The sequence below is a fragment of the Aeromicrobium sp. NPDC092404 genome (assembly GCF_040684095.1).
In the GTDB taxonomy this organism is placed as follows: domain Bacteria; phylum Actinomycetota; class Actinomycetes; order Propionibacteriales; family Nocardioidaceae; genus Aeromicrobium.
This window is the reverse complement of sequence record NZ_JBFBFI010000001.1, coordinates 874390-896518: the sequence shown is the minus strand read 5'-3', so window position 1 is coordinate 896518 and position 22129 is coordinate 874390. Positions and strand designations below refer to the sequence as shown.

The window sequence follows — 22129 nt, the reverse complement described above, 5'->3', positions numbered from 1 at the left end:
GTCTGCGAGTGCTGCCTCAAGAGGAACGGCGGAGGCGTCGAGGCTTGGAGATCAGGCGCTGGAGGCCCCACATCGTGACCATCCAAAGCGCCTCGCGAACGATGCCGCCGCTCATCTTGGACTCGCCACGCTCTCGCTCGACGAACGTGATCGGCACCTCGACGATCGTCATGCCTGCCGCCAGCACGCGTCGTGCCATGTCGATCTGGAAGCAGTAGCCCTGCGAGGCGACCTCGCCGAGCGGCAGCCGCTCGAGCGTCTCCCGGCGGAACGCCCGGAATCCTCCGGTGGCGTCCTTGATCGGGATGCCGAGCATCAGGCGCGCGTAGAAGGTTCCGCCGCGGGAGATGAAGCGCCGGTGCCACGGCCAGTTGACCACGCCGCCGCCGTCGACCCACCGGGAGCCGAGCACGAGATCGGCACCGGTGGCACTCGCGTCGAGGAGCCGACCGAGATCCTCGGGCCGGTGGGAGCCGTCGGCGTCCATCTCGACGAGGACGTCGTAGCCCTGCTCGATCCCCCACGCGAAGCCGGCACGGTAGGCCGAACCGAGCCCCTGCTTGCCACTGCGGTGCAGAACGTGCACCCGCGGATCCGACGCGGCCATCCGGTCGGCGATGTCGCCGGTGCCGTCCGGCGACCCGTCGTCCGCGATCAGCACGTCGACGTCGGGCTGGGCGAGATGCAGCTGCTCGACGATCCAGGCGATGTTGTCGGCCTCGTTGTAGGTCGGCATGACGACCAACGTGCTCATCGTGCCTCCTTGCGCCGAGCTCCGAGGAACCATGCTCCCAGACCCAGGGCCACCAGGAGCCACTCCAGGGGCGCCCCGATGACGAGGGCCGGGGTCTTGCCGGACGCGAGCGTGACCGTGGCGCTGAGCGTGGCGGGCTCGTGCATGGGGGCACGCTCGACGCTGCGACCGTGGGGGTCGACCACGCCGGTGATGCCGTTCGTCGACGGGACGGCGACCCACCTGCCGGTCTCGATCGCCCGCAGGCGCGAGATGTCCCACTGCTGCTCGGGCTGCGAGGTGTTGGTGAACGCGGCGTTGCTGGTCTGCACGACGATCATCTGCGCGCCGGCGTCGACCGCACGGTTGGTCACACTGTCGTAGGCGATGTCGTAGCAGATCGTGTCACCGACCACGGTGGCTCCGATCTTCAGCACGCCCGGCTCGTCACCGGCGAGCATGTCGCGCGGGATGTCACGGGCGAGGCGGTCGACGAAGAACCCCGCCTGCTCGCGCCACGGGACGTACTCCCCGAACGGCACGGGCTTGAGCTTGACGTAGCGCCCCCCCGGCCCGTCCGGCGACCAGACCACGCCGGCGTTGTACGCCGTCGAGGACGTCGGTCCGTCGAAGATGCCGCCGACCAGGATCGGCGCGCCGATGCGGGCCGAGAGCTCCTCGATGCGCTCCTTGACCGGAGCGTCGAAGTACGGATCGGTGTCCGTCGCGTTCTCGGGCCACAGCACCATGTCCGGCCTCGGCACCTCGCCCGACTCGATCCTGGCGGCGAGCCGGTCGGTCTCGGCGGCGTGCAGCTTGAAGATCTCGCCGATCGGCCAGGTCAGGAAGACGCCCGGCACGTCGCCCTGCACGAGCGCGACCTTGCGGGTGCCGTCGGCGCCGGCGATACCGGTCGGCAGGACGGCTCCGAGCCCGGCAACCGCAAGTACCGTGCCGATCGCGATGCCGCGCGTTCGCCACGTGCTCGAGGTCGCGAGCACGACGAGCAGGCTCGCGACGAGGAACAGCACGGCACTCGTGCCCGGCATCGCCACGAGTCGGGCGTACGCCTCGAACGGCGTGTCGAGTGCCGTGTGCGCCAGCCGGCCCCAGGGGAACCCGGTGAACGGGAAGCGCCCTCGGGCCCACTCGCCGAGCACCCAGACGCCGGCTCCCCACAACGGCCACCAGCGCAGTCGCGCCGAGGCGCGCAGCGCCAGCATGATCGGGATGAAGAACAGCGTCTCGGCGATCACCAGGCCGACGTACGCGCCGTCGCTGACCGCCCGCATCCACCAGATGAGCGGACCCATGAACGACAACCCGTACAAGGCGCCCGTCAGCATCACCGTACGCTTGCGGGCGTCCCGCAGGGCGTGGGCGAGCCAGATGAGGCCGGCGACGCCCACTACCATGGCGAACGGCAGGCCGACGGGGTCGAAGTTGAGCGACGACAGGACCCCCAGCACGATGGCCGCGGGCCAGGCGACCCGACCGCCGACGGCAGGCGTCACAGGACGACGAGCTCGCGCGGCGTGTTGTTGAGCACCTCGAGACCGTCGGCGGTGCAGACCGCGATGTCCTCGATGCGCGCGCCGAACCGGCCGTCGAAGTAGATCCCGGGCTCGATCGAGAAGGCCATGCCCTCCTCGAGGACGAGGTCGTTGCCCTCGACGATGTAGGGCTCCTCGTGGGTCTCCTGTCCGATGCCGTGGCCGGTGCGGTGGATGAACAGGTCGCCGAATCCGGCATCGGCGATCACGGCGCGGCCCACGGCGTCGATGGACTCAGCCGTCACGCCGGGGCCCGCGTGCTCCCGTTGGGCCTGCTGCGCGGCCTGCAGCACGGCGTACGCCTCGGCGTACGTCGCGGGAACGGTGCCGCCGGCGAGGTAGTTGCGGGTCGAGTCCGAGCAGTAGCCGGCCTCGTTGGTGCCGCCGATGTCGACGACGACCGGGTCACCCTGCTCGATGACCCGGTCGGAGAGCTCGTGGTGCGGCGAGGCGCCGTTGGGGCCGGAGCCCACGATGACGAAGTCGACCGTCTCGTGCCCCTCGTCGAGGATCGCCCGGGCGATGTCCGCACCGACCTCACGCTCGGTGCGGCCCGGGCGGAGCCACTCGCCCATGCGGGAGTGGACCCGGTCGATCGCCTGGCCGGCGTCGCGCAGCGCGGCGATCTCGTCGGCGTCCTTGCGGATGCGCAGCTCCTGCACGATCCCCCCGCCGAGCACCTGGCGCGCCTCGGGGAACACGTCGCGGAACGCGAAGACCCGGGATGCCCACATGTGGTCGTCGACCCCGATCGTCCCGGCGTCGCCCACGAGCGAGGCGACCAAGGCGTACGGGTCGTCGGTCTCGTCCCAGGACTCGAGCTGCACATCGACGCCGGACGCGATCGCGGCGGACTTCTCGAGCGTCGGCACGACGAGGGTCGGATCCCCGTCGGCAGGCAGCACCAGGCAGGTCAGCCGCTCGAGCGGCAGTGCCACGTAGCCGGTCAGGTAGCGCAGGTCGGCGCCCGGCGTGATGAGCAGGGCGTCGATGCCCCGCGATGCGGCCAGCTGCTGTGCCTTGCGCCATCTGTTCACGGGTAGACGATACCCGTGCCGCTCCAGTCCCGGCCGTGGCGCATCGTCCAGCAGATGACAGGTGGCCGGACCGGACCTAGGGTGTGACCACCAACACATTCTCGATCGGGGGATCACATGCGCAGAACCCTGCCAGCGATCGCTGCCGTCACCTTGACGGCCAGCCTTCTCGTCGCCGGACCGGCAACGGCCAAGAGCCAGCCGAAGCCGGTGGACACCAGCAAGCTCACCAAGGCCGTCACGGTCAACGGACAGCTCCAGACCTTGCGACAGCTCCAGGTCATCGCCAACAAGAACGGCGGCAACCGGGCGTCCGGCCTGCCGGGCTACGACGCGTCAGCCGACTACGTCGCGGCCGAGCTCAAGAAGGCGGGCTACAAGGTGACCCGCCAGACCTTCACCTTCCCGTTCAGCCGCGATCTCGAGCCTGGGACGTTGACGCAGCTGACCCCGACCCAGCGGACGATCGAGACCCACTCGTTCGACTACTCCGGCAGCGGCGACGTGACTGGGGCCCTGACCAACATCGCTCTCGTGATCCCGCCGGACGAGGAGCCCAGCAGCACGACGTCCGGCTGCGAGCCGGAGGACTTCCCCGCAGCCGGGGCCGAGCCTGCGGTCGCCCTCATCCAGCGCGGCGCCTGCGACTTCGGCGTCAAGGCGGCAAACGCCCAGGCGGCCGGCTATGACGCGGCCATCATCTTCAACGAGGGCCAGGAGGGCCGTACGGAGGTGCTGACCGGAACGCTCGGCAACCCCGTCGACATCCCGGTCGTCGGAGCCTCGTACGCCGACGGCGTCGAGCTGAGCAAGGGCGGCACGGTCCGCATCACCACCAAGACGGAGGTCGACCTCGAGCGCGAGACCAGCAACATCATCGCTGACCTGCCGGGCAAGACGAAGAACTCCGACCAGGTCGTCGTCGTGGGGGCACACCTCGACAGCGTCGCCGAGGGGCCGGGCATCAACGACAACGGCACCGGCACCGCCGGCATCCTGGAGATCGCGAAGCAGTACACCAAGACGAACACCGACAACAAGGCCCAGCGCCCGGTCCGGTTCGCCTTCTGGGGTGCTGAGGAGAAGGGCCTGCTCGGCTCCTACCACTACGTCGAGAGCCTGACGGATGCCCAGCGCGCCAAGATCTACGCGAATCTCAACTTCGACATGATCGGCTCGCCCAACTTCGTCCGCTTCGTCTATGACGGAGACGGGTCGAACGGTGACGCCGGCCCTGCCGGGTCGGCGCAGATCGAGCAGGTGTTCCTCGACTACTTCGCCAAGAAGGGGCTCGCCTCCGAGCCGACCGACTTCGACGGCCGGTCCGACTACGGACCGTTCATCGAGGTCGGCATCCCGGCCGGTGGCCTGTTCAGCGGAGCAGAAGGCGTCAAGACGCCGGAGCAGGCAGCGATCTACGGCGGCACGGCCGGCGAGTGGTACGACCCGTGCTACCACCAGGCGTGTGACGACATCACCAACCTGAGCACGACGGCGATCGACCAGCTCGGGGACGCGGCGGCTCACTCCGTCGCAGCCCTCACGCTGTCGAAGACCGGGCTGTACGGCGACGCGAAGCGCAAGAAGGTCGCGGCCAAGAAGTCCGGCTCGCTCAAGGGCAAGGTGCACGCACCGGCTCGCTGAGTCGTTTCTGACGGTCGGCGCCATCACCCTCGCGGTGGTGGCGCCGATCTGTGCGTTCTGCCGCGGACCGCCAGTCGTGACTGCCATGATGTGGCGACCGATGGACGTGGGAGGAAGTCGACGTGCTGCTGCTCGACGGAGTGCTGGGGCTGATCGTGCTGGGCCTGTGGATCTTCTGCCTGCTCGACGTCATCTCGACCGACGAGCACGCGTGCCGCAACTTGAGCAAGATCGTCTGGGTCCTGCTCGTGCTGTTCTTCCCGCTCATCGGCTCGATCGCCTGGCTCGTTGCCGGCCGGCCGCAGGCCGACGCCGCCGCCTCGATGCCCTACAAGGGCAACCACGGCCACCCGTCGTCGTTCCCCGAGCACGAACGGCCCGGGCGTGCGGCTGCCGGCAACCCCGAGGATGACGAGGCGTTTCTGCGACGCCTGCGTGAGCGGGCCGAGGAGCAGCGCCGGGCATACCGGGAGGCACAGCAGCGTGAGCTCGGTGAACGGCAGCGCCGCGAGCTCGAAGAGGGCGACAGCTCCGCGACCTGACAGCGCGCAGCACTAGGCTCGGCCCATGGCACATGGTCGACTGCTGCTCCTCGACAGCGCGAGTCTCTACTTCCGGGCGTTCTTCGGCGTGCCCGACTCGTTGAAGGCGCCCGACGGGACGGTCGTCAACGCGTTGCGCGGCATCCTCGACTTCACGTCGACGCTGACGACGCAGTACCGGCCCGAGTCGATCGTGGCCTGCTGGGACGACGACTGGCGGCCCCAGTGGCGGGTCGACCTGATCCCGTCCTACAAGACCCAGCGGCTCGACACCGAGGGCGGCGAGGCCGACACGACGGGCGGCCTGCTGGGCCCCCAGGTGCCCCTGATCGCGGAGGCCTTCGCTCTGCTCGGCATTCCCGTCGTCGGTGCGCCGGACGCCGAGGCTGACGACATCATCGGCACCTTCGCCTCGACGTGGGAGGGCCCGGTCGACATCGTCACGGGCGACCGCGACCTGTTCCAGCTCGTCGACGACGAGCGCGACGTCCGGGTCCTCTACGTCGCCCGCGGTGTGTCCAAGCACGACGTCGTCGACAACGCCTGGATCCGCGCCAAGTACGGCATCGACGCCGCCCAGTACGTCGACTTCGCCGTCATGCGCGGCGACGCATCAGACGGGTTGCCCGGAGTCGCCGGCATCGGCGACAAGACGGCGGCGGTGCTGCTCAAGGAGTTCGGTGACATCGACGGCATCCTCACCGCGGCACAGGACCGCTGGTCGTCGATCAAGCCGCGGGTCCGCCAGTCGCTGCTCGACTCGGTCGACTACATCACGGCAGCGCGCACAGTCGTGGCGGTCAACCGCGAGGCGTGCGACTTCGAGGTGCTGACCGCGCCGGTGCAGGAGGAGGCGTTCCGGGTGTTCGGCGAGACCTGGGGCCTCGGCGGGGCCACCGACCGCATCCTGACGGCCCTCGCCAACTGATCGGCTCAGCTCGTGATGCTGGTGTAGGCGACGACACCTCGGCGCAGCAGGTCGAGCGCCTCGCGGGCGGTGTCCCGCAGGGGGCCCGGACCTGCGGCGTCGGCGATCTGCGCCACCACGTCGATCAGCTGCTTCATGGCCCGGACGAAATCACCCGCCGCGAGATCCATCTGGCCCAGCACGTCATCGAGCGTCGCGCCCATGCTCCACTGCCAGACGGCGTTCGCGAAGCCGAAGTCGGGCTCGTGCAGGAACCTCACGCGGTGCTCGCGCTCGAGCCGCTGCAGGTCGGTGCACAGGTGCGTCATGGTGTCGGCGACCTCGCGCACCCGTTCGGTCGGGAAGCGCGGAGCCGGGGCGTCGTCGGCGTTGCGTGACTCGTACGTCAGTCCGCTCACCACCGCGGCCAGCTCGGCGGCCTCCAGGCCGTCCCACACTCCCCCGCGCAGGCACTCGCTGACCAGGAGGTCGAGCTCGCTGTAGAGCCGCTGGAGGCGCTTGCCGTCGTCGGTCACGAGGTCGCCGTCGAGGTAACCCAGGACGTCCAGCACCTCGCAGACGCGGTCGAACTGCCGGGCGACGGTGTTGGTGCGTGACTCGATGCGGCCGCGCTGGTTGGCGGTGTCGCGCTCGAGCTTGGAATAGCGCTCGGCCCAGCGGGCGTGCTTCTCCCGGTCGGGGCAGCTGTGGCACGGGTGGATGCGCAGCTTGTCGCGGATCGCCGCGATCCGCGGGTCCTCACGGGTCGCGCTCTCCCGGTAGGGCTTGTCCTGCCGCCAGGCCACGCCCTCGGCACGGTTGCGCAGCTGCGAGGCCAGGTCGCGGCGCGACTGCGGGTTGCGGGCGTTGAACGACTTGGGGATGCGCATCGTCGTGATGGGCGCCACCGGCGTGCTGAAGTCGACCATCGCGAGTCGCCGGGCGTGCCGGTTGGCGGTCAGCACCATGGGCCGGGGTCCGTCGTTGTCGGTCGTACGTCCCGGATCGAGCACGACGGCGATGCCGGCCCAGCGACCCGCGGGCACGTTGATGACGTCACCGGGCTTGAGCTTGACGAGGGACTCGACGACCTCCTGGCGGTCGGCCGCGCGGCGGGCCTTGGACCCGGATGCCTCGATGTCGCTGAGCTCACGGCGCAGCGCGGCGTACTCCATGAAGTCGCCCTTGTCGCACTCCGCGGCCTCGCGATAGCCCTCGAGCGCCTCGTCGGCCTTGCGGATCTGCTTGGCCAGCCCGACGACAGCACGGTCGGCCTGGAACTGCGCAAACGACTGCTCGAGCAGCTCTCGCGCGATCGTGCGGCCGACCTGGCCCACCAGGTTGACGGCCATGTTGTAGGACGGCTGGAACGACGAGTTCAGGGGGTAGGTGCGGGTGCTGGCCAGGCCTGCGACCTGCTTGGGGTCAAGGCCCGGCTGCCACAGCACGACACCGTGCCCCTCGACGTCGATCCCGCGACGGCCGGCTCGGCCCGTGAGCTGGGTGTACTCCCCCGGGGTGATGTTCGCGTGGGTCTCGCCGTTCCACTTCGACAGCTTCTCGATGACGACCGACCGAGCCGGCATGTTGATGCCGAGCGCCAAGGTCTCCGTGGCGAAGATGATCTTGACGAGGCCCTCGCTGAACAGCACCTCGACGCACTCCTTGAACGTCGGCAGCATGCCGGCGTGGTGCGAGGCGATGCCGCGCACGAGGGCGTCGCGGAACTCGTAGAAGCCCAGCACGTGGAGATCGTCCTCGGGCAGGTGCGAGCACGTCGCATCCACGACCGCGCCGATCTCCGCCTGCTCCTCCGGGGTCGTGAGGGTCAGTCGGGCGTCGAGGCACTGCTTGACCGCGGCGGCGCAGCCCACCCGGCTGAACACGAAGCAGATCGCCGGCAGCAGGCCCTCGGCGTCGAGCCGCTCGACGACCTCGACCCGGCTGGCCGTGCGATGGCGGCTGCGGGGTCGCTTGCCGCCCTTGCCGGGCCGGCTCTTCTGCATCCGGGTGTACTGCCAGTCGTCGCGGGCGATGCGGGTGAGCGCCTGGTTGACCTCGACGCCCTGGTCATCGGCGCTCGACTCGAACAGGGGGAACATCTTGCGGCCGACGAGCACGTGCTGGTGCAGCGGGACGGGTCGGCGCTCCTCGACGATCGTGACGGTGTCGCCGCGCACCTCGGTCAGCCAGTCCCCGAACTCCTCGGCGTTGGACACCGTTGCCGACAGCGAGATCACGGACACAGACTCGGGCAGGTGGATGATGACCTCCTCCCACACCGCGCCGCGCATGCGGTCGGCGAGGTAGTGCACCTCGTCCATCACGACGTAGCCGAGGGTGTCGAGCGTGCGAGACCCTGCGTAAAGCATGTTGCGCAGGACCTCGGTCGTCATCACGACCACTGGCGCCTCGCCGTTGATCGTGTTGTCACCCGTCAGGAGTCCCACGTTCTCGGCGCCGTGGCGGGCGACCAGGTCGGCGTACTTCTGGTTGGAGAGGGCCTTGATGGGCGTCGTGTAGAAGCACTTGCGGCCGGTCTCGAGGGCCAGGTGCACCGCGAACTCGCCGACGAGCGTCTTGCCCGAGCCGGTGGGTGCCGCGACGAGCACGCCATGGCCGTCCTCGACGACCTTGCACGCCTCGACCTGGAAGCTGTCGAGCTCGAACGAGTAGTGCCCGCGGAACGCGGCCAGGTGCGGATGGGCCCGGGCGGCGCGGGAGCTGGCGTACTTCTCGGCCGGGCTGGTCATACGTCCAGCCTACGCGTGGGCGGGTGATCTGCCGTTCACGGCGCGGGTGGTGCGAAGACCCGCAACGCGCCCGGCTGCACCGTCGTGGTCATGGGCAGCGGGCCGAGTCGTTCACCGTCCCCGTACGCCACGATGCCGGGCGACGAGAGCGTCACCTCGTGCACCAGGTGACGCTCGAACTCCGGCAGGGTGACGTGGGTGCCGCGGTAGAGCTGGGGGAAGACGCGGATGAGCTTGCCCTTGCTGACGGGATTGATTACGACGACGTCGAGCAGACCGTCGTCCATCGATGCGCCCTCGCAGATGCGGATGCCGCCACCGAACGACGGACCGTTGCCGACCGCGACGAGCATCGCCTCACGCTCGATGGTCCGGCCGTCGAGGGTCAACGTGAACGCGAGCGGCTCGAACTCACGCAGCTCGGCCAGGATCGCGATGTTGTAGCGCATGTTGCCGCGGGGCCACGTCATCGCGTTGGCGCGCTCGTTGACCTTGGAGTCGAAGCCCGAGGCGATCACGGTCGCGACGTACGCCTCCCCCGTGCGGGCCAGGTCGACGGTCCGGACGTGGCCGGCGGCGATCAGGTCGACGGCAGCGTCGACGTCCTTGACCGGGATGCCGAGGGAACGGGCCGTGTCGTTGCCGGTGCCGGCGGGGATCAGCCCGAACGCCAGATCGGAGTCGGCGACGTGGTCGAGCACACCGTGGAGCGCGCCGTCGCCGCCGACCACGATGACGCCGTCGAGACCGGCGTCGATCGCCTGCTTCAGCTGGTCACGGGCCGCCGACGCGTTCTCGCCCTGGATCCGTGTGGTGACGTGACCCGCGTGACCCAGCCGGACGGCGGCCTGCGCGGCGATCGCCTCCCCACGGCGTCTGCCGGACGTGGGGTTGACGACGAGTGCGTAGTGCATGGGAGCAGCGTAGGGCTAGTCGTCGAGGGGCGAGAGCTCATCGTCGGCAAGCTCGGCCGGCGCCGCCTTGGACTTCCGGCGGTCGGTGAGCCTGGCGATGACCTCGGCGATCAGGTAGAGCACCGTCATCGGCACGGCCAGGAACAGCATCGACAGCGGGTCCGTGCTCGGCGTCGCGATGGCGGCGAAGACGAAGACCCCAATGACCGTCCACGGTCGGGAGGACGCGAGCTGCCGTCCGCTCACGACGCCGAGGCGGTTGAGCAGGATCACCACGAGCGGGATCTCGGCCGCCACGCCGAACACCAGCATCATCCGCACGATGAAGTCGAAGTACTCGGCGCCGGTGATCAGGTTGTCGACGCCGTCGGGCACGAAGCCGATCAGGACGTCGATCGCCTTGGGCAGCACGACGTACGCCAAGGCCGCTCCCCCGACGAACAGCGGTGCCCCGGTGGCGGTGAGCAGCGCGGCCCAGCGCTTCTCGTTGCGGTGCATGGCGGGAAGGATGAAGGCCCACGCCTGCCAGAGCCACACCGGGCTCGACAGCAGGATGCCGGCGACGAGAGAGATCTTGAGCTGGAACGTGAAGGCGCCGCCGATGCCCGTGATGACGATCTCGGAGTCGATGCCGCGCTCCTTGAGCAGCGGCTTGATCTCGTTGTAGGGATGCGTCAGGAACTCGAGGATCTGGTCGTAGAACGCCCATGCGATGACCGTGGCGACGAAGATCGCGAGGATCGCCCGGACGAGCCGGTTGCGCAGCTCGCGCAGATGATCCATGAGCGGCATCGTGCCGCCCGGTGCCGGGGGCTTGCCGCGCCGAAGCGCCAAGCGTCAGCCCTGTTCGGTCTTCTTGTCGGTCTCGGTGGCCTTGACCGACTCGAGGGATGCGGGCTTGACCTCGTCGTCATCGTCGTCGTGCAGAGCCTTGACCTCGGTCTTGAAGATGCGCAGCGCCTTGCCTGACCCACGTGCGAGCTCGGGGAGCTTCTTGGCGCCGAACAGCAGGATCACGACGGCGAGCACGAGAAGGATCTCAGTGGTACCAAGGTTCGGCATGACAACTCCTAGGAAGGCGGTTCACTGTTCATCGTACGCGGCCAAGGCTGCCCTGGCGTCGTCAACCACCTGTGAACGCAATAAGTCTGGTTCGACAACGGCGACCGAACCCGCATTGCGGAGCACGAGGCGGCGGAGCCAGGCCCAGTCGGCGCCGTAGAGCTTGGCGCGCCAGATGCCGTCGTCGTTCTGCTCGAGCAGGTCGACCTGGTAGTACTCGGTCAGCCAGTGCGCTCGCGGGTGCAGGTCGACCAGGGCATAGGGCGTCTGCTCGCCGACCGTGAAGATCCCGTCAGACAGGTCGCGCTCCTGGACGTCGTGGTCCTCGGCGTCGATCTCGGTGACCTCGGCTTCGATGACCCGGTCGAGCCGGAAGAACCGCAGGTCCTGGGCCCTGAGGCACCAGGCCTCGAGGTAGAGCTTGCCCTGCTCGGTGAACAGGCGACGCGGATCGACGGCGCGTACGGTCTGCTCGTCCCGCGCGACCGTCGCGTAGGACAGCTGCAGCCTCTTGCCGTTGGCCAGAGCGTGGACCACCGAGGTGTGGATAGTGGGGTCGACCTCGTCGACCAGCACGTCGACGGGCGGCGAGGCCGTGTCGCCGACCGCGCTCTCGAGCTTGGCGAGGGCGCTGTCGATGACGGTGAGCTCCGAGCCGCTGGCCGAGGCGCGGAGCGTGCGGAGCGCGACGATCAGGGCGACGCCCTCGCGCGCACTGATGCGCAGCGGCCGGGTCATGAACTCGGCGTCGCGGATGTGCACGACACCGTCCTCCTCGAGCGCCGTGAGGTCGAAGTCGATGAGCTCGCCGGCGTACTCCCCCGTGCCGGTGTACATCAGCAGGCGGAGGTCGTCGCGGATGACCTTGGGAGTGACGCCGAACTCCGCCGCGACCTCGTTGACGGGAATGCCGTCGTTGCCCTGCAGGTAGGGCACGAGCGCCAACATCCGGACCACCTGCTGCCGGGACCGGCTCATGCGTTGACTCCCAGGCTGCCGTGGGCGGCCGCCTTGAGGCGTTCGATGACGGTCTCGCGCACGTCGGGCGGCGACACCACGACGACATCGGGACCGTACGAGGCGACCTCGGAGGCGAGCTCCCAGCGCGACGAGTAGCGGACCTCGACCTCATCGAGGTCGTCGGTCAGCGGTGTCACCTTCTCGGCGAGACGCCGCAAGGACTGGCCGCGACCCTTGCGGATCTGCAGCACGGCCGCGACGTCGGACTGCGGCGGGAAGAGGTCACGCGCGATGTGCTTGATGTCGACGCCCTCGGGCACCTCGTACGAACCGGGGGCGCCGTCGGTCTCGACCTCGCCGATGACGCGGGAGAGCCGGAAGACGCGGGCCTCGCCGCGATCCAGGTCGAATCCCCCGACGTACCAGCGGTCGTGCCACGAGATGATGCCCCACGGCTCGAGGTGCCGCAGCATGGGCTCCTGGCCGGGGCGCGCATAGGCGAACGTCACGGGGATCCGCCGCGTGACGGCCTCCCACATGGCGTCGAACGACGGCTCGTCGGTCGACAGCCTCGGCTCGGCCATGCGCAGGACGCTGGTGTCGACGTCAACGCCGATCGCCTTGAGCTTGACCAGCGCTGTCGTCGACTCGCTCGCGAGGCCGGCGTGCTCCCACACCTGGGTCGCGAGTCCGATGACCGCGGCCTCCTCGCGGGTCAGCTCGAGGTCGGGCAGCTCGGCCTCGTCACGACGGATGCGATATCCCGGCTCGTCGTTGAAGTACTTGTCGTTCTGGCCCATCTCGACGGTGATGCCGAGCTCGCGCAGCTCCTCCTTGTCGCGCTCGAACTTGCGGTCGAACGCCTGCGGCGTCGAGTCGCGGTAGTCGGCGATCGACTCGCGGATCTGGTCCTTCGTGAGGTACTGGCGACTGACCAGCAACGCGAAGATGAGGTTCATCAACCTCTCGGTCTTGCGTTCGGCCATGTCAGGAGGATGTCAGGAAGCGTCGAGCAAGTCGATGGCGAAGATCAGCGTGTCGCCCTTCTTGATGTCCTCGCCCTGTCCCTTGTCGCCGTAGGCGACGTCGGCGGGGCACTCCAGCACGACGCGGCTGCCGACCCGCTGGCCGGGCAGCAGGTCGGTCCAGCACTTGATGAGCTGTCCCTCGCTGAGCGGGAAGGTCGTCGGCGCGCCACGCGACCAGGAGGAGTCGAAGACCTTGCCGGCCGGGTAGATCTGGCCGAGGTAGTGCACGTTGAGGGTCTGGTCCATCTTGATCTCGGGGCCCTTGCCCTCGATGAGGACGTGGGCGCTCGCCTTGGTGATCTTGCCGGGCGTCTTCTTGGTCTTGACGAAGGTCGAGGGCTTCTTGTCGGCGTCGAGCTTCAGCGTCGGCACGTCCGCGGGCAGCTTCTTGGCGGTGCCGGAGGCCTCGGTGGCGGCCTTGGAGACCACGTCGAAGAGGAACACCATGGTGTCGCCCTTCTTGAGGTCGAGCTGTGCGTTGGCCTCGCCGAAGCCGTCCTTGGGCGGAATCGCGACGAGGACCCGGCTGCCGATGTTCTTGCCGGACAGACCCTTGACGAAGCCCGGCAGCACCGCGGTCTTGTCGAGGGTCAGCGTGAGCGGCTTGCCGGTCGTGAACGAGCTGTCGAACTGCTTGCCCGTGCGGCCGTTGACCGCGACGTAGTTGACCTTGACGGCATCGCCGTCGGCCAGAGCCTCGCCGCCGCCCTTCTTCAGGACCTTGGTCGTGGTCTTGCTGACCTTGAATCCCTTGTCGACCGTCACCTTGGGGCTCTTGGCCGAGCTGACCTTGACGTCACCGAGGGCCGCGCCGCCGGAGTCGCTTCCGCCGCATCCAGCGAGAACGAGGCTGGTGGCAGCGACAGTTGCCAGGAGAATTCGACGCACGGGAACGACCTTCGGGATGGGGAAAACAGATCGTCGATCATCCTAACGACAGCCGACAAGGCGACCGTCGTCACATCCCGTCGATCAGCCTCTGCACCCGCTCGTCGTGCGACCGGAACGGATCCTTGCACAGGACCGTGCGCTGCGCCTGGTCGTTGAGCTTCAGGTGCACCCAGTCGACGGTGAAGTCGCGGCGGCGTTCCTGCGCTCGTTTGATGAAGTCTCCGCGCAGGCGCGCTCGCGTGGTCTGCGGCGGTATGGACTTCGCGGCGAAGACGTCGCGATCGTTGGTCACGCGGGCGACGGCGCCCTTCTTCTCCAGCAGGTAGAAGATGCCGCGGTCGCGGCGGATGTCGTGATAGGCGAGATCGAGCTGCGCGATGCGTGGGTCGCCCCAGCTGAGCCCGTTGACGTTGCGGTAGCGGTCGAGCAGCTTGTACTTGATGACCCAGTCGACCTCGCGCTCCACGAGCGACAGGTCCTCGGACTCCACGGCCTTGAGCGTGCGCTCCCACAGGTCGAGGGCGCGGGTGATCGTGGGCGTGTGCAGCCCGTGCTTGTCGACGAACTCGGCGGCCTTGCCGAAGTACTCGGCCTGGATCTCGAGGGCGGACAGCTCGCGCCCGTTGGCGAGCTGCACCTTGCGGCGACCGGTCATGTCGTGCGCGATCTCGCGGATCGCGCGGATGGGGTTGTCGAGGGTCATGTCGCGCATCGACACCCCGCCCTCGATCATCCGCAGCACCAGGTCGGTCGTCGCGACCTTGAGCAGCGTCGTCGTCTCGCTCATGTTGGAGTCGCCGACGATGACGTGCAGGCGGCGGAACCGCTCGGCGTCGGCGTGCGGCTCGTCGCGGGTGTTGATGATGGGGCGTGAACGGGTCGTCGCGCTGGAGACGCCCTCCCAGATGTGCTCGGCACGCTGGCTGACCGAGAAGATCGTGCCGCGCGGGGTCTGCTGGATCTTGCCGGCACCGCAGATGATCTGTCGCGACACCAGGAACGGGATCAGGACGTCGGCGAGCCGGCTGAACTCGCCCTGCCTGCTGACGAGGTAGTTCTCGTGGCAGCCGTAGGAGTTGCCGGCCGAGTCGGTGTTGTTCTTGAACAGGTAGATGTCGCCCTCGACGCCGTCGTCGGCAAGGCGCTTCTGGGCGTCGATCATGAGGCCCTCGAGGATGCGCTCCCCTGCTCGGTCGTGCGTCACGAGGTCGACGAGATCGTCGCACTCCGGTGTGGCGTACTCCGGATGGCTCCCGACGTCGAGGTAGAGGCGGGCTCCGTTGCGCAGGAAGACGTTGCTGCTGCGACCCCAGGACACGACGCGGCGGAAGAGGTAGCGGGCGACCTCGTCGGGCGACAGGCGGCGCTGGCCCTTGAACGAGCAGGTGACGCCGTACTCGTTCTCGATGCCGAAGATCCGCCGGTCCATGCATTCAGCCTAGTCCGGGACACCAGTCCCTGCGGGGCGGCGCGCGAACGTCACTGACTTGTAGCGACCCGGTTCAGGCCACACAGGTCGGCTGCGGCATCCGGTCGTCGAGGTCGTTGACGTCCTTGACGCGAGCCGGCACGATCCGCCGCTGGTGCCTGCGCACGGTCCGCAGCGCGATCCCGCCGAGCAGGAAGGCCATCACCGTCGCGACGACGACGGGGGTGTTGTCGAGCACGCCGCTCGCGGCCAGCCCGGCGCCGGCACCCACCCAGACGGCCGACCACGCCACGGCGCCCAGCACCGACGCAAGCAGGAAGCGCGGGTAGCGCAGGTGTGCAGCTCCCGCCACGGCCGGCATGACGGTGCGGACGAACGGGAGCAGCCGGCTGACGAGGATCGCCCAGAAGCCATGCGCCTGCATCAGCTCGGTGGCCCTGTCCCAACGGTCGCGCCCGAGGCGAGCGACGAGCCGGGATCCGCGCAGCCGTGACCCTCCGGACCGGCCGATCGCGTAGCCGAGGTGGTCGCCGGCGCTCGCCCCCGAGGCGACCGCGGTGCCTAGGGCCAGCAGAGAGAGCGTGCCGTCGGCGTTGGCCGCGAGGCTCGAGATGGCGACCTCTCCGGGCAGCACGGCCCCCAGGCCGAGACCCGACTCCGCGAACGCGAACATGAATCCGAGCAGTGACGTCACCATGAGGTCGTCGGCTCTGTCGGCCGTGCCGACGAGCGGGAGGCCAGCCGGGACGCGGCCATGATGCCCATCATGACGACCACGGCACCCATGATCGCGTCGAGCACCCAGTGGTTGCCGGTCGCGACGACGACGAGGGTCGTGCCCGCGACGTAGAGCACGGACAGCAGTCGGCCGGTGCGTCCGACGTACTGCCACATGGCCCACGCGACCCAGACGGTCCAGCCGACGTGCAGGGACGGCATCGCGGCCAGCTCGTTCGTGAGCCCACCGAGGCCCGCCGGGGCCGAGGCGTGACCGGACCACCAGCCGTACGAGGCGGACTGCGCCAGCGTGTCGATGTAGCCGGCGCCCATCAGGCGAGGCGGGGCGGTCGGGATCAGCACGTACGCGACGAGGCCGATCGCGGAACCGACGACGAGCGCGTTGCGTGCCCGGCGGTAGTCGCTGCGATGCCTCCAGAAGATGAAGACCAGGACGGCCGGGGTGACCAGGTAGTGCAGCGAGGCGTACCAGAACGACATCGGTACGGCGATCGATGGCACGCCGGAGAGTGCTGAGTTGAGCCACGCCTCGACGTCGAGGTGCACGTAGCGCTCGATGCCGAGGACGTCGGTGGCTCGCTCGCGGGCGATGCCGAGGTCGTCGTCGGCGAACATGCGGCTGGCGCTGTAGGCGATCCAGAGCGCCGCCAGGACCATGACCTCCCGGAGACCGGGGTGCAGGCCGATTCGGCTGAGGACCGCGGGCACCCGCGGCTTGGCGGTGCGCGTCGACCGTGCGGGCGCCGAGCGTGCGTTGCGCGGGATCGTCAGCTCGGAGGTCATCTCGGCTCTCCTTCGGTGAGGCACCAATCGGTCGACCGGCCATGCTCACCAGCACACCGGATCCGGCGACCTCGAGCCATCGAGCTGAGCGCAGACCCAGGGGTGCCCAGCCGCCCGCGTGGCGGGGTGGCACCCCCCTCGTGGCGGGCGGAGACCCGAACGCGACCGTCGCGGCCGGCGCTGCGCGACAACGACCGGGCCCCGTGAAGGACGGGAGGCGTCGCGGCGGTCATGGTGGGCTCCGGCGGATATGCGGACAGTGTCTCCACTTATCGTAGAGTCAACCGGAACCAACTTTCCACTTCCGCCGCAGTGACCTGGGTCACGGCCAGCGACTCCCCTCGATCAGCTGCCGAGCGCTGCGACGACGTCCTCGTCGCGGAGTCGGCGAAACTTGCGCGGCTGCGTGCGGGAACGGGTCAGCACCGCGACCTCGAGGGCGGATGCCTCGACCGACCGGGGTGGCGTGGCGTCCTGGCCGAGTGCGGTGACCGCAATCTTGATCGCCTCGCTCAACGCCAGTCCCTCGCGGTAGTGCTCACCGAGATAGGTCTCGACGAGCTCGCTCTGTCCGCCCATCACGCCGAAGCCCTGGATGTCCGCGACCGAGCCGTCGTACATCAGCCGGTAGACCTGGTCCTGGGCCGGCTCGTCCCCGAGCTCGCCCACGAAGATCTCCACCTCGTAGGGCTTCTCGCCGCCGGAGGAGAAGATCGTGCCGAGGGTCTGGGCGTACGCGTTGGCGAGGCCACGCGCTGTGACGTCACGGCGGTCGTAGGAGTAGCCGCGCAGGTCGGCCAGGCGCACGCCGGCGATCCGGAGGTTCTCGAACTCGTTGTAGCGGCCCACCGCGGCGAAGCCGATGCGGTCGTAGATCTCGCTGATCTTGTGCAGGGCCTGGGAGGGGTTCTCCGCAACGAAGAGGATGCCGTCGGCGTACTGGACGACAGCCACGCTGCGCCCGCGGGAGATGCCCTTGCGGGCGAAGTCCGCCCGATCCTTCATCAGCTGCTCGGGCGAGACGTAGAACGGTTGCGTCATCGGGTCGGTCCTCTCACGTCAGGGGGGCCGAGGGGCCGTCGGGGCGACCCATCCGGGCGGCGATGACCTGGTCGGCGATCGCCGCGGTCTCGTCCTCGGAGTAGGCGCGGTAGCCATTGGCGCTGATGGCGCCGACCATCGGGAAGATCCGACGAGCCAGGTCGGGCCCGCCCGTCGCGGTGTCGTCGTCCGCTGCGTCGTAGAGCGCCTGGATCGCGGCGGTCACGGCGTCGGACTCGCTCATGCCCTCGCGGTAGAGCTTCTTGAGCGAGCCACGTGCGAACGTCGAGCCCGAGCCGACCGAGTGGAAGGCGCGCTCCTCGTTGCGGTTGCCGGTGACGTCGAAGGCGAAGATGCGCCCGACGCCGGCGTCAAGGTCGTAGGCGGCGAACAGCGGGACCACGGCGAGTCCTTGCATGGCCATGCCGAGGTTGTTGCGGATCAAGGCGGCGAGCCGGTTGGCCTTGCCGTCGGTCGACAGGACCGTGCCCTCGATCTTCTCGTAGTGCTCGAGCTCGACCTGGAACAGTCGTGTCATCTCGACGGCGAGGCCTGCGGTCCCGGCGATGCCGACGCACGAGTACTCATCGGTCGGGAAGACCTTCTGGATGTCGCGCTGGGCGATGACGTTGCCCATCGTGGCGCGCCGGTCGCCCGCCATGACGACACCGCCGTCGAACGTGGCCGCGACGATCGTGGTGCCGTGCGTGACGCCTGCGAGGCTCCCTCCGTCGGTCGTGCGGGCCGAGGGCAGCAGCTCAGGTGCCCTGACGGAGAGGTAGTCGGCGAAGGACGAGGTCTCGGACAGTCGCGTGCCGTCAGGCAGCATCACTGCCCACCCTTCTGCACGAAGCTGCGCACGAACTCCTCGGCGTTCTCCTCGAGCACGTCGTCGATCTCGTCGAGGATCGAGTCGACGTCGTCGTCGAGCTTTTCCTTGCGCTCGGAGTCGACCTCGGTGGTGTCGACCTCGGCCTCGGGCTCGCTGGCCTTGCGGGTGCTCTTGTGCTGCTGCTCTGACATGCCTCAACCCTATCCCGGTGGAGCCAGACGCGTGCTGGTGTCGACACGCTTGAGGCCGAACGGGTGGATAGGCAGCGCCGCGAGAGGGTACGGGGCGCGTGGACGTCTCGTTGAGCCAACAGCGGATGTCCAGCGGGCGGGGGCCGAGCACCATTCCAGGAGACGGGCCCCGCCCGCGCCACGCCCGGCTAGCTGTCGACGAAGGAGTTGGTCCGCGCGACGACGTTGCGGACGTACTCCTCGGAGTGGTTGTAGGAGAAGACCGCCTGCGTCCAGCCCTCGCCGGTCCGCAGGTCGCGCCCCGAGGCGCAGAGATATCGGGCAGCCGCGTACGCCGCGTCGACGATGTTGTTGGGGTCGGCCGTCCCGTCGTCGTTGCCGTCGGACTCCCACCGGCGCCAGGTCGAGGGGATGAACTGCATCGGCCCCATGGCGCGGTCCCACTCCGTGTCGCCGTGCCACTTCTCGGACTCCTCGTCCGACGGGATGCGGGCGGTGCCGGAGGTGCCGTCGAGCGGCGGCCCGACGATCGGCCGGGTCGTGTCGCCGTCCGCCTCCACACGGCTGCCTCCGAAGGTGCCGTGGCCGGACTCGATCGAGCCGATGCCGGCCAGCGTCGACCAGCCCACATGGCATCCGGGCTGCTCCCGCGCGAGGCGTACGGATGCCAAGGCGTAGGCCTCGAGAGCGACGGTGCCGATCCCGGTCCTGCGTGACAGGTCGGAGAGCCAGGCGGCTGAGATGCGCTCACCCGAGGGCGTCGGCGCCGGGGCCACGGCCTCGGAGACCGGTTTGACCGGCTTCATCGTGGTCGTCGGTGTCGGCGCGGCACGCGGCCCGGACGGTGGGGACTTCACGAGCAGGCCGGCCGCCACCACGAGAGCCGCGACCCCGAGCAGGGCCGTGACGGCGATGGCGCCGGTGATGCGCCGCTCCCTGCGTGCTGCGTCGTCGGACATCGGGCTATCGCCCGGTGATCGCGGCGAACAGCTCGCTGGCGGTGCCGCTGGCCTCGAACAGCCCGCCGACGTGCTCGGCGGTCCCGCGAAGCGGCTCCATCGTCGGTATGCGCTGCAGCGAGTCCTGCCCCGGCAGGTCGAAGATGACCGAGTCCCACGACGCAGCGGCGATGTCCTTAGAGAACCTCGCCAGGCACATGCCGCGGAAGTACGCCCGGGTGTCGCGCGGCGGGTCGGTGACGGCCGCGGCGATCTGGTCCTCGGTGAGCAGCCGGTCGATCCGGCCCGTGCGGACGAGCTGGTGGTAGAGCCCCTTGTGCAGCCTGATGTCGTGGTACTGCACGTCCACGAGGTGCAGCTTCGCGTGGTCCCACTCGAGGCCGTCGCGCTCGCGGTAGCGCTCGAGGAGGGCGAGCTTGGCGACCCAGTCGAGCTCTCGCACGCACTCCATGGGGTCGCGAGCCAGTCGGTCGAGGACGCTCTCCCACCGTCGCAGGACGTCGTCGGTCTGCTCGTCGGAGCCCTCGCGCGCGACGAACTCCTTGGCCAGGCGGAGATACTCTCCCTGCAGCTCCAGCGCGGTGACGGTGCGTCCGTCCTCGAGCTCGACCTTCTGCGTCAGCGTGGGGTCGTACGAGATGTCGTGCAGGGCCGTGACGGGTGCCGACAGGGCCAGGCTGCGGGTCAGGAACCCCGCCTCGATCATCGCGAGGACGAGTGACGTCGTGCCGTGCTTGAGGTAGATCGCGGTCTCTGAGCAGTTCGCGTCGCCGATGATGACGTGCAGCCGGCGGTACTTCTTGGGGTCGGCGTGCGGCTCGTCGCGAGTGTTGATGATCGGTCGCTTGAGCGTCGTCTCGAGCCCGACGCCGACCTCGAAGTAGTCGGCCCGCTGGCTGATCTGGAACGCGTGGACGCTGCCGTCCTGCTTCTGGCCGACCCGACCGGCGCCGGTGAACACCTGCCGCGACACGAAGAACGGCGTGAGGTGCTCGACGATCTGGTCGAACGGCACGTCCCGTCGCATGAGGTAGTTCTCGTGGGAGCCGTAGGACGCGCCCTTGTTGTCGATGTTGTTCTTGTAGAGCACGATCGGCGCGGTGCCGGGAATGTTTGCGGCGAGCTCGGCCCCGAGCCGCATGACGTTCTCCCCCGCCTTCTCCCACAGGACCACGTCGAGGGGGTTGGTCACCTCGGGGCTGGAGTACTCCGGGTGCGCATGATCGACATAGAGCCGCGCGCCGTTGGTCAGGATGATGTTGGCCAGGCCCATGTCCTCGTCGGTCAGCTGCGACGGGTCCGCGACCTCGCGGCTGAGGTCGAAGCCGCGCGCGTCGCGCAGCGGGTTCTCCTCCTCGAAGTCCCAGCGCGCCCGACGGGTCAGTCCGTGCGCTGCGGCGTAGGAGTTGACGACGTGCGTGGACGCCACCATGGGGTTGGCGTGCGGCTGTCCTTGCACGGCGATGCCGTACTCGACCTCACTCCCCTGCACGCGCCTGACTGTCATGCGCCCAGCCTACGGTCCCGCCCGAGGCGTCACGCGCGGCGACACCGTCGTCGACGAGACGGCCGACCAGCGAGCGGGCGTCCGACAGGGCATCCGGCTGGGCACCGGCGGTCAGCTGGACGATCGCGCCCTCGTGCACCAGCGCCACCTCTCGGCCACGACGCTCGGCCTCCGGCACGCCGGCCTCCCGCAGGAGACGGATATAGAAGTCGCGCGTCCACTCCTTCTCCTCCGCGATGATGGGCAATCCCTGGTGATCCGTGCCGGCGAGCTCGGCGTAGGCGTTGACGAACCCGCAGCCACGTGAGTTGACCGCCATCCAGCTGGCCAGCGCATCGAGGACGCCCAGGACGCGATACGGGGTCGGGCCAGGGAATCGCTCCTCGACGTACGACGTCACGTACGCGTGCCACCGGTCGCACCTCTGACGCAGGTAAGCCGTGATCAGCCCGTCCTTGGAGCCGAACCGGTCGTAGATCGTCTTCTTGGTGGTGTCGGCCTCCTCGGCGATGCGCTCGACGCCGACCGCGCGCAGCCCGTTCTCGTAGAACAACACGGCGGCGGTGTCGAGAATGCGGTGTGCGGTGGGGGTCATCCGCGGTGGCGTGATGGTCGTCATGCAGGC

At 69.0% G+C, this 22129-nt stretch carries 22 protein-coding genes; 3 read left to right on the top strand and 19 right to left on the bottom strand.

What is annotated here, in order from left to right:
• Positions 1 to 16 precede the first annotated feature (16 nt).
• Genes AB0N22_RS04510 through AB0N22_RS04500 form a run of 3 tightly spaced genes read right to left on the bottom strand, consistent with a single transcriptional unit; the run spans position 17 to position 3323 of the window.
• Entirely contained in the window at positions 17 to 754 is a 738-nt protein-coding gene (locus AB0N22_RS04510) for a polyprenol monophosphomannose synthase (protein WP_364636590.1), read from the bottom strand.
• Complete coding sequence (gene lnt, locus AB0N22_RS04505) at positions 751 to 2247, bottom strand: apolipoprotein N-acyltransferase (RefSeq protein WP_364636588.1); 1497 nt, start codon at positions 2245 to 2247, stop codon at positions 751 to 753. The genes AB0N22_RS04510 and lnt overlap by 4 nt, the downstream gene beginning before the upstream one ends.
• The gene (locus AB0N22_RS04500) at positions 2244 to 3323 is read right to left on the bottom strand and encodes a Xaa-Pro peptidase family protein (protein ID WP_364636586.1); all 1080 of its coding nucleotides are present in this window, start codon (positions 3321 to 3323) and stop codon (positions 2244 to 2246) included. Before AB0N22_RS04500 ends, lnt begins: the two co-directional genes overlap by 4 nt.
• 117 nt (positions 3324 to 3440) lie before the next feature.
• Between AB0N22_RS04500 and AB0N22_RS04495 the strand changes: the two genes are divergently transcribed.
• The 3 genes from AB0N22_RS04495 to AB0N22_RS04485 all read left to right on the top strand — a co-directional run bounded on the left by AB0N22_RS04495 (position 3441) and on the right by AB0N22_RS04485 (position 6437).
• Positions 3441 to 4967 (top strand): M28 family metallopeptidase, encoded by a 1527-nt coding sequence (locus AB0N22_RS04495; protein WP_364636584.1) that lies wholly within the window; start codon positions 3441 to 3443, stop codon positions 4965 to 4967.
• 122 nt (positions 4968 to 5089) lie between these two features.
• Positions 5090 to 5509, top strand: a complete 420-nt coding sequence (locus tag AB0N22_RS04490) for a PLDc N-terminal domain-containing protein (protein ID WP_364636582.1) — start codon at positions 5090 to 5092, stop codon at positions 5507 to 5509.
• A 25-nt stretch (positions 5510 to 5534) separates the two neighbouring features.
• Positions 5535 to 6437, top strand: a complete 903-nt coding sequence (locus AB0N22_RS04485; RefSeq protein WP_364636581.1) for a 5'-3' exonuclease — start codon at positions 5535 to 5537, stop codon at positions 6435 to 6437.
• A 5-nt stretch (positions 6438 to 6442) separates the two neighbouring features.
• Here AB0N22_RS04485 and AB0N22_RS04480 read toward each other — a convergent pair whose 3' ends face one another.
• From AB0N22_RS04480 to AB0N22_RS04405, 16 genes are all read right to left on the bottom strand, one after another.
• On the bottom strand, positions 6443 to 9169 hold the full coding sequence (locus AB0N22_RS04480; protein WP_364636579.1) for a DEAD/DEAH box helicase: 2727 nt from the start codon (positions 9167 to 9169) through the stop codon (positions 6443 to 6445).
• 35 nt (positions 9170 to 9204) lie between these two features.
• On the bottom strand, positions 9205 to 10083 hold the full coding sequence (locus AB0N22_RS04475) for a YegS/Rv2252/BmrU family lipid kinase (protein WP_364636577.1): 879 nt from the start codon (positions 10081 to 10083) through the stop codon (positions 9205 to 9207).
• Between the two features lie 15 nt (positions 10084 to 10098).
• Positions 10099 to 10866 carry a twin-arginine translocase subunit TatC gene (tatC, locus tag AB0N22_RS04470; RefSeq protein WP_364636575.1) on the bottom strand — a complete coding sequence of 256 codons (768 nt, stop codon included), beginning with the start codon at positions 10864 to 10866 and terminating at the stop codon, positions 10099 to 10101.
• 54 nt (positions 10867 to 10920) lie between these two features.
• Complete coding sequence (gene tatA, locus AB0N22_RS04465; protein WP_364636573.1) at positions 10921 to 11145, bottom strand: Sec-independent protein translocase subunit TatA; 225 nt, start codon at positions 11143 to 11145, stop codon at positions 10921 to 10923.
• Positions 11146 to 11166: 21 nt separating this feature from the next.
• Entirely contained in the window at positions 11167 to 12123 is a 957-nt protein-coding gene (locus AB0N22_RS04460; protein WP_364636571.1) for a WYL domain-containing protein, read from the bottom strand.
• Complete coding sequence (locus tag AB0N22_RS04455) at positions 12120 to 13091, bottom strand: WYL domain-containing protein (RefSeq protein ID WP_364636569.1); 972 nt, start codon at positions 13089 to 13091, stop codon at positions 12120 to 12122. The genes AB0N22_RS04460 and AB0N22_RS04455 overlap by 4 nt, the downstream gene beginning before the upstream one ends.
• 12 nt (positions 13092 to 13103) lie before the next feature.
• On the bottom strand, positions 13104 to 14021 hold the full coding sequence (locus AB0N22_RS04450; protein ID WP_364636567.1) for an FKBP-type peptidyl-prolyl cis-trans isomerase: 918 nt from the start codon (positions 14019 to 14021) through the stop codon (positions 13104 to 13106).
• A 70-nt stretch (positions 14022 to 14091) separates the two neighbouring features.
• Positions 14092 to 15453 carry a Pup--protein ligase gene (pafA, locus tag AB0N22_RS04445; protein WP_364636565.1) on the bottom strand — a complete coding sequence of 454 codons (1362 nt, stop codon included), beginning with the start codon at positions 15451 to 15453 and terminating at the stop codon, positions 14092 to 14094.
• 73 nt (positions 15454 to 15526) lie between these two features.
• Complete coding sequence (locus AB0N22_RS04440) at positions 15527 to 16147, bottom strand: DedA family protein (RefSeq protein WP_364636563.1); 621 nt, start codon at positions 16145 to 16147, stop codon at positions 15527 to 15529.
• Positions 16144 to 16974, bottom strand: coding sequence for a phosphatase PAP2 family protein (locus AB0N22_RS04435; protein WP_364636561.1), 831 nt, complete (start codon positions 16972 to 16974; stop codon positions 16144 to 16146). Before AB0N22_RS04435 ends, AB0N22_RS04440 begins: the two co-directional genes overlap by 4 nt.
• Positions 16975 to 17319: 345 nt before the next feature.
• Positions 17320 to 18015 (bottom strand): proteasome subunit alpha, encoded by a 696-nt coding sequence (gene prcA, locus AB0N22_RS04430; protein ID WP_364636559.1) that lies wholly within the window; start codon positions 18013 to 18015, stop codon positions 17320 to 17322.
• A gap of 13 nt (positions 18016 to 18028) precedes the next feature.
• Complete coding sequence (prcB, locus tag AB0N22_RS04425; protein ID WP_364639214.1) at positions 18029 to 18844, bottom strand: proteasome subunit beta; 816 nt, start codon at positions 18842 to 18844, stop codon at positions 18029 to 18031.
• Positions 18844 to 19038: a ubiquitin-like protein Pup gene (locus tag AB0N22_RS04420; protein WP_364636557.1), complete on the bottom strand. Its 195-nt coding sequence runs from the start codon at positions 19036 to 19038 to the stop codon at positions 18844 to 18846. The genes prcB and AB0N22_RS04420 overlap by 1 nt, the downstream gene beginning before the upstream one ends.
• A 188-nt stretch (positions 19039 to 19226) precedes the next feature.
• The gene (locus AB0N22_RS04415) at positions 19227 to 19997 is read right to left on the bottom strand and encodes a lytic murein transglycosylase (protein ID WP_364636555.1); all 771 of its coding nucleotides are present in this window, start codon (positions 19995 to 19997) and stop codon (positions 19227 to 19229) included.
• 4 nt (positions 19998 to 20001) lie between these two features.
• Positions 20002 to 21504: a depupylase/deamidase Dop gene (dop, locus tag AB0N22_RS04410; RefSeq protein WP_364636553.1), complete on the bottom strand. Its 1503-nt coding sequence runs from the start codon at positions 21502 to 21504 to the stop codon at positions 20002 to 20004.
• Positions 21476 to 22123 (bottom strand): TetR/AcrR family transcriptional regulator, encoded by a 648-nt coding sequence (locus tag AB0N22_RS04405; RefSeq protein ID WP_364636551.1) that lies wholly within the window; start codon positions 22121 to 22123, stop codon positions 21476 to 21478. The genes dop and AB0N22_RS04405 overlap by 29 nt, the downstream gene beginning before the upstream one ends.
• Positions 22124 to 22129 lie beyond the last annotated feature (6 nt).